5 protein-coding genes are annotated in these 4,952 nt (G+C 67.4%); 2 read left to right on the top strand and 3 right to left on the bottom strand.

The genetic code is table 11. The features are described from left to right. Positions 1–178: 178 nt before the first annotated feature. A complete protein-coding gene (locus GJ633_RS17280; RefSeq protein WP_197431351.1) occupies positions 179–352 on the bottom strand; it encodes a hypothetical protein in 174 nt (57 codons plus the stop codon). Between the two features lie 295 nt (positions 353–647). Here GJ633_RS17280 and GJ633_RS13885 point away from each other — a divergent pair, with 295 nt between their 5' ends. Further along, complete coding sequence (locus GJ633_RS13885; protein WP_321169094.1) at positions 648–1,400, top strand: uracil-DNA glycosylase family protein; 753 nt, start codon at positions 648–650, stop codon at positions 1,398–1,400. A 371-nt stretch (positions 1,401–1,771) separates the two neighbouring features. Here the strand turns inward: GJ633_RS13885 and GJ633_RS13880 are convergent, their stop codons facing one another. Next, positions 1,772–2,989, bottom strand: coding sequence for an asparagine synthase C-terminal domain-containing protein (locus tag GJ633_RS13880; protein WP_156589290.1), 1,218 nt, complete (start codon positions 2,987–2,989; stop codon positions 1,772–1,774). Between the two features lie 4 nt (positions 2,990–2,993). Continuing rightward, complete coding sequence (locus GJ633_RS13875; protein ID WP_321169093.1) at positions 2,994–3,677, bottom strand: PHP domain-containing protein; 684 nt, start codon at positions 3,675–3,677, stop codon at positions 2,994–2,996. Positions 3,678–4,152: 475 nt separating this feature from the next. Between GJ633_RS13875 and GJ633_RS13870 the strand changes: the two genes are divergently transcribed. Beyond that, positions 4,153–4,692: a hypothetical protein gene (locus tag GJ633_RS13870; RefSeq protein ID WP_156589289.1), complete on the top strand. Its 540-nt coding sequence runs from the start codon at positions 4,153–4,155 to the stop codon at positions 4,690–4,692. Positions 4,693–4,952 lie beyond the last annotated feature (260 nt).

Below are 4,952 nucleotides of genomic sequence, written 5' to 3'. Positions count from 1 at the left end.
CGAGGCTGGGGAGGTGTGAGGTCGCGGGGCCGAGAGGACGCCGGGCTGGGTGCTTGCGGACGCAGTACCGGTCGCTCGCGAATGGGTGTCTGACTCTCGTGAGGACTGACTCTAGCGGGAAACAGCGGCTATCTGAGGGCGATACGACGGGATGACTGGTCCGAGAGAAGGACGCGGTCTACTTCTCGGCGCGCTCGTAGACTTCGCCGGTGGTCTCGACGAGCCGGCCGACGGGGACGTTGATCCCGAGACGCTTGCGGGCGAACACCGCCATCGGGAAAAGCGAGATCCCGACGGCGACGGTCGCTTGGTGCAGCCCGAACAGGGCCGCCGTGCGGATGCGGTCGAACATGATTCTTCGGCCGACCAGAACGGATGAGTGTATAAATACTTTGCGTCGACCGAGTTCGACCGATCCGCTCGCTGTCGTGCGATTCTACAACGATAATTATCGTTCGTGAACTATTCTGCGAAGGTTGACACGATCGGGATATCGACGGCGGGTCGAACGTGGATCGTTTCCATAAGTTATGCCAATCTAGCGTGACTCGTGCGCTTCACCTCGGGTCGCAAACCGGCGAACGTGGCTCGTCAGATCGCGTCGCGGACCGAACGGGATTTAACCGATCCGTCGCGTACCGGGGCCCGTGCAGAACGTCACGGACCGGACGCGCAACCCCTTCGGGATGCGCCCCGACTGCGCGTCGTTCGTCCCCGGCTACGGCGACGCCAACGCGGACTTTCACGTCGTCGGCGACCATCCCGGCGTCCACGGCGGGCTCGCGACGGGCGTTCCGTTCACCGGCGAGCCGTGGTCGTCCGCCTTCTTCGCGGCGCTGTCCGCGGCCGGACTGATCGACGGACTCCACGACGACGCGGCGCCCGACGGGACGGCCGCGGTCGGCGCGGCCGCCGACGGTGGTGCCGGTGCCGACTCCGGTACCCACGGCCACCGTCGCGGTCCCGCGACCGAGGGCGACGCCGACGCGTTCGACCCGATCCGAACCGACCGGACGTTCTTCTCGTACCTCCACATGTGCGCGGCGGACGGCACCCCGACCGCGGACGCGTACGCCGACATGGAGCGGTTCTTCGACGCCGAGCTCCGGGCGATCGCCGCCCACGTGCTCTTGCCCGTCGGCGCGCGCGCCACGGACCACGTCCTCCGACAGTACACCGCCCGCGCGTGGAAGACCGAGGTCGACATGGAGGCGCTCCACGCCGAGGAGATCCTGGGATCCGGCTGGCTCGTCGTCCCGATCAAAGACCCCGCGGCGTGGACGGACGGCGACGCCGACCGGCTCGTGGCGTCGCTGCGCGAGCTCCGTTCGACCGACTTCCGCCGCGAGAGCGACCTCGGGCGGTTCGTCGCCGGCAGCGACCCGTACCTCGTCAGGTGAGACTAGTCCCGTCAGGTGATCCCCCCAGCTGACCGACGCCGCCGTCTGGACCGTCCGTTCGCGTGGTCGTCGCCGAATCTCTCGGACCGGCGATCGGATGCGCGTGGAGTTCCGCCGGCGCTCGCCCAACCCGATCGGACGGTTCCAACTGAATTCCGCCGTTCGCTGGTCGAACGTCACTCGAACCCCGGTCGGCGTTGCCATATTTGTCACTACTCCGGATATTTTATATCGGTCACCGTCTCTCCTCAGTCGACGCCCGACCGTTCGGGCGTCAGCCGCTGGACTGGTACTCCACACGGCGGCTTGGTCAGTTTCGGCCCTCACGGGCCGTTTTTCCCGGCCGTCGTCGCGCGCTCCCCTGGTTTCCGCTACGCGAGGTCGGCCGCCGTCTCGTCGAGATCACCGGCCAGCAGCGCGTCGAGGTACCGTCCGACGTGGTCGTCCATGCGGCGTTTGAACCCCGCGCGCCGCGCGAGCCGGTCGAGCTCGCGGGAGACGTACGTCCCGTACTGGACCGCCTTCTTGTCGGCCGTCCGCACCGACTCCGGGACGCGACCCGCGGCCGCACGGCGGAGCGCGACCTTCCGCTCGTCGCCCTCGACGAGCCGTTCGCCCGGGAGCGCGAGCGCGGCGGCGACGACCCGATCGTCCAACAGCGGCGTGACCGGGTCGACGCCGGCGGCCCGGAGCGCGACCACGTCGCGTTCGAGCTGGTCCGGGAGCGTCTCGACGGTTTCGGTCCGGGCACCGCGCACCGTGTCGGCGTCGACGCGGGCGTCGTCGGCCGGCTCGACGACCTTGCTGTAGCCGCCGAACAGCTCGTCGGCGCCCTGCCCGACGGCGAGCCGGTCGTACCCGTCGGCCGCGGCCGCCTCGCCGACCAGATACAGCGGGACCGCGATGGCGACGTCCATGGGGTTCCGCCGGCCGGTCGCCGCCGCCACCTCGCGCGCGGCGCGTACGAGGTCTCCGTGATCGATCTCGACGACCCGCAGGTCGCGGTCCATCGCCTCGGCCGCCACGCGCGCGGCCGCAACGTCGTGACACCCCTCGAAGCCGGCGACGTAACACGGCGCGTCCGGGACCGCGGCGGCGACGACCCCGGAATCGACGCCGCCGGAGAAGGCCACCGCGAGGTCGTCGTCGGCCGGCTCGCCCGCGTCCGTCACGAGGTCGGCGAGCGTCGCGTCGAGCGCGTCGTCGACGGCGGCCTGCCCGGCCGCCGGATCGATCGGTCCATCCTCGGGGAGCGACCAGATGCGCTCGACGCCGGTGCCCGACGCGACGCTCCCCGCCGGCAGGGAGACGGGGTCGTCGAGGTCGGTCGGGTCGCGGGCCCACGCGTCCGGGCGCGTGGGATCGATAGAATTCGACGCGTCGATCGCCGCTCGCTCGACGAACAGCGGCTCGCGGCCGAGGATGTCCCGGACGAGCACTGGACCGTCGCGTCCCGGCGGCGCGGTCAGCACCCCTGCGAACCCGGCACCGCCGAGAGCCGGGTCGCTGCCGACCAGCGGATCCTCGTCGCGGAGGGCCTTCCGAACCCGATCGGGGGACGCGCCGCGCAGGTCGTCGTCGAGAGCCATCGCGTCAGCGAAGCGCGTCGAGCGCGCGGAGTGCGCGACGCTTCGCTCCGCCGCCGAACTGGCGGAGCGAGACATGCCACGGGGTTCGCTTCCCGACGACGCTGGTCCGGCCGTCGGCGACGCTCTCGAGGATCGCGTCGGCCGAGCGTTCGTCGGCGTCGACCTCGGTCACGGCCTGCCCGACCATCTCCGAGATGTGGGCGTCGCTGCCGGCGGTCATCGGGAGTCCGTTGCGGACCGCGAACGTCTCCGCCTGTCGGTTCGCCCGGCCGGTGAACAGCCGGGAGTTGTACACCTCGATGGCGTCCGCGCTCGCGAGCTGGTCCTCGCTGACGTGGGCGGCGACGCCGTGACGGGACTTCTGGAAGGGGTGTGGAACCACCGCGATCCCGCCCTGGTCTCTGATGCGGTCGAGCGTCTCGTCGAAGGGGAGCCCGCTCTCGACGCGCTCGTCGATGCCGAACGCGAGCACGTGGCCGGCCGCGCAGGTCACCTCCATCCCGACGATGCCGACGAGCCCGTACTCGGGGGCCAGCTCGGCCGCCTCGATGCTGGCGTCGATCTCGTCGTGGTCCGTGACGGCGAGCGCGTCGAGGCCGACGCCGGCCGCCTGCTCCAACAGGAGGTCGACCGGGTCGCGCCCGTCGTACGACAGCGCAGAGTGCGCGTGGAGCTCGACCGATAGCACAGGCTCGAATTCGAGCGTCGTCTTAAAAAGCGCCCCGGTCCGTCGCGGTTCGCGTCGATCTCGGCGGACGGGGCCGTCGTCGGCGACGTGACGCGGAACCCCGCGAATGCGACGGCGACGATTGGGCTATCTCTACATCTAATTGTGCGGCGCGTCGCGCCGGTGACAGCGTGGCGCGACGCGCCACGAGCCGGACGTAGTCCGGCGACGAGGCTGGGGAGGCGTGAGGCTGCAGATGAGGGCGGGGTGGGACTTTGGAGGTGTTCATCGCGACCTCGCCGTCGGCTATTTATCAACGAACGACCCGAGGCGCTGCAGATGCTCACCGGGCTAGTGGCGATTTATCAACAACTAGCTTTGTTGAAATTCCATGTGTTAGACACGATACGGTACGAAACCGTTGTTCGCTGGAAGAGTGCGTACTGATCGGAGAATTGACCCCAAAGGCTATTCGCTTTTGCTCCGAAGTCCGAGTATGCTGCCCTCCTCTTGGCTGACGCTTCGAAAAGCCTGCAAACGATACGGCCCCGGTCGTCTCCCCAGAGCTGATCGGCCTGACATTGGCGCGGGATACGCGGCTGCTTCGGCAGCGGTTTTCGTCACCGCCCTTTTCGCCATCGTGCTGAGTGTGGACGCCGTGCGAACGGCGAGCGGCGATTGGATAGTGAGTTTCCTGTTTCCCGCTCTCGCGCTCCCGATCGTCGTGCCTTCGGCATTTTTCCTCGGTGTCGTCGGCTGGCGTTTGGCGCCATCGTCCTCTTCGATCACCGGAATTATTCTCGGTGGAATCGGAGCAATTGCAACCTATCTCGTGTCGCTTGTTCTCGTCGGGGGAGTACTCACCGCCGGAGCTGTATTTTCGCTGCGTGGTGCTACGCTTATGGAAGCCGCAGAGGTGTCGGTCGGTATTGTCACGCTCGCTTTTATTTTCACGTGGTGGATCTCCATTCCAGTCGGCTGCCTCTCGGGATTGGTGTATATGAACGTGACCGAGAAAGCTGCGAACGCCACGTAACGGAACGCTCTCGGGCGATTTGCGATTCTCGACCACTAACTTGAAGCCGAGTACGGAGCTTAACAATCGATTCCTGTCTTCTCTCTCTATATACTAGAGGGTATCATAGAACTCTTCTCACGCCGTTTTATTTCAGAGCGGAACTGGAGAATCAGCTGGTAGAGTCGGTCTGCTAGTAGTACGATAGAGGGATAGTTGAGCGAACTGGAGCGTTCGAGACGGGATTCGTTGCTGGCGGAGCACTCACAAAGCCCCAGCCG

The organism is Halorubrum sp. CBA1125, from assembly GCF_009742825.1.
Taxonomy (GTDB): Archaea; Halobacteriota; Halobacteria; order Halobacteriales; family Haloferacaceae; genus Halorubrum.
The sequence above is the reverse complement of the archived record's forward strand: the minus strand, read 5'-3'. Positions and strand labels throughout refer to the sequence as shown.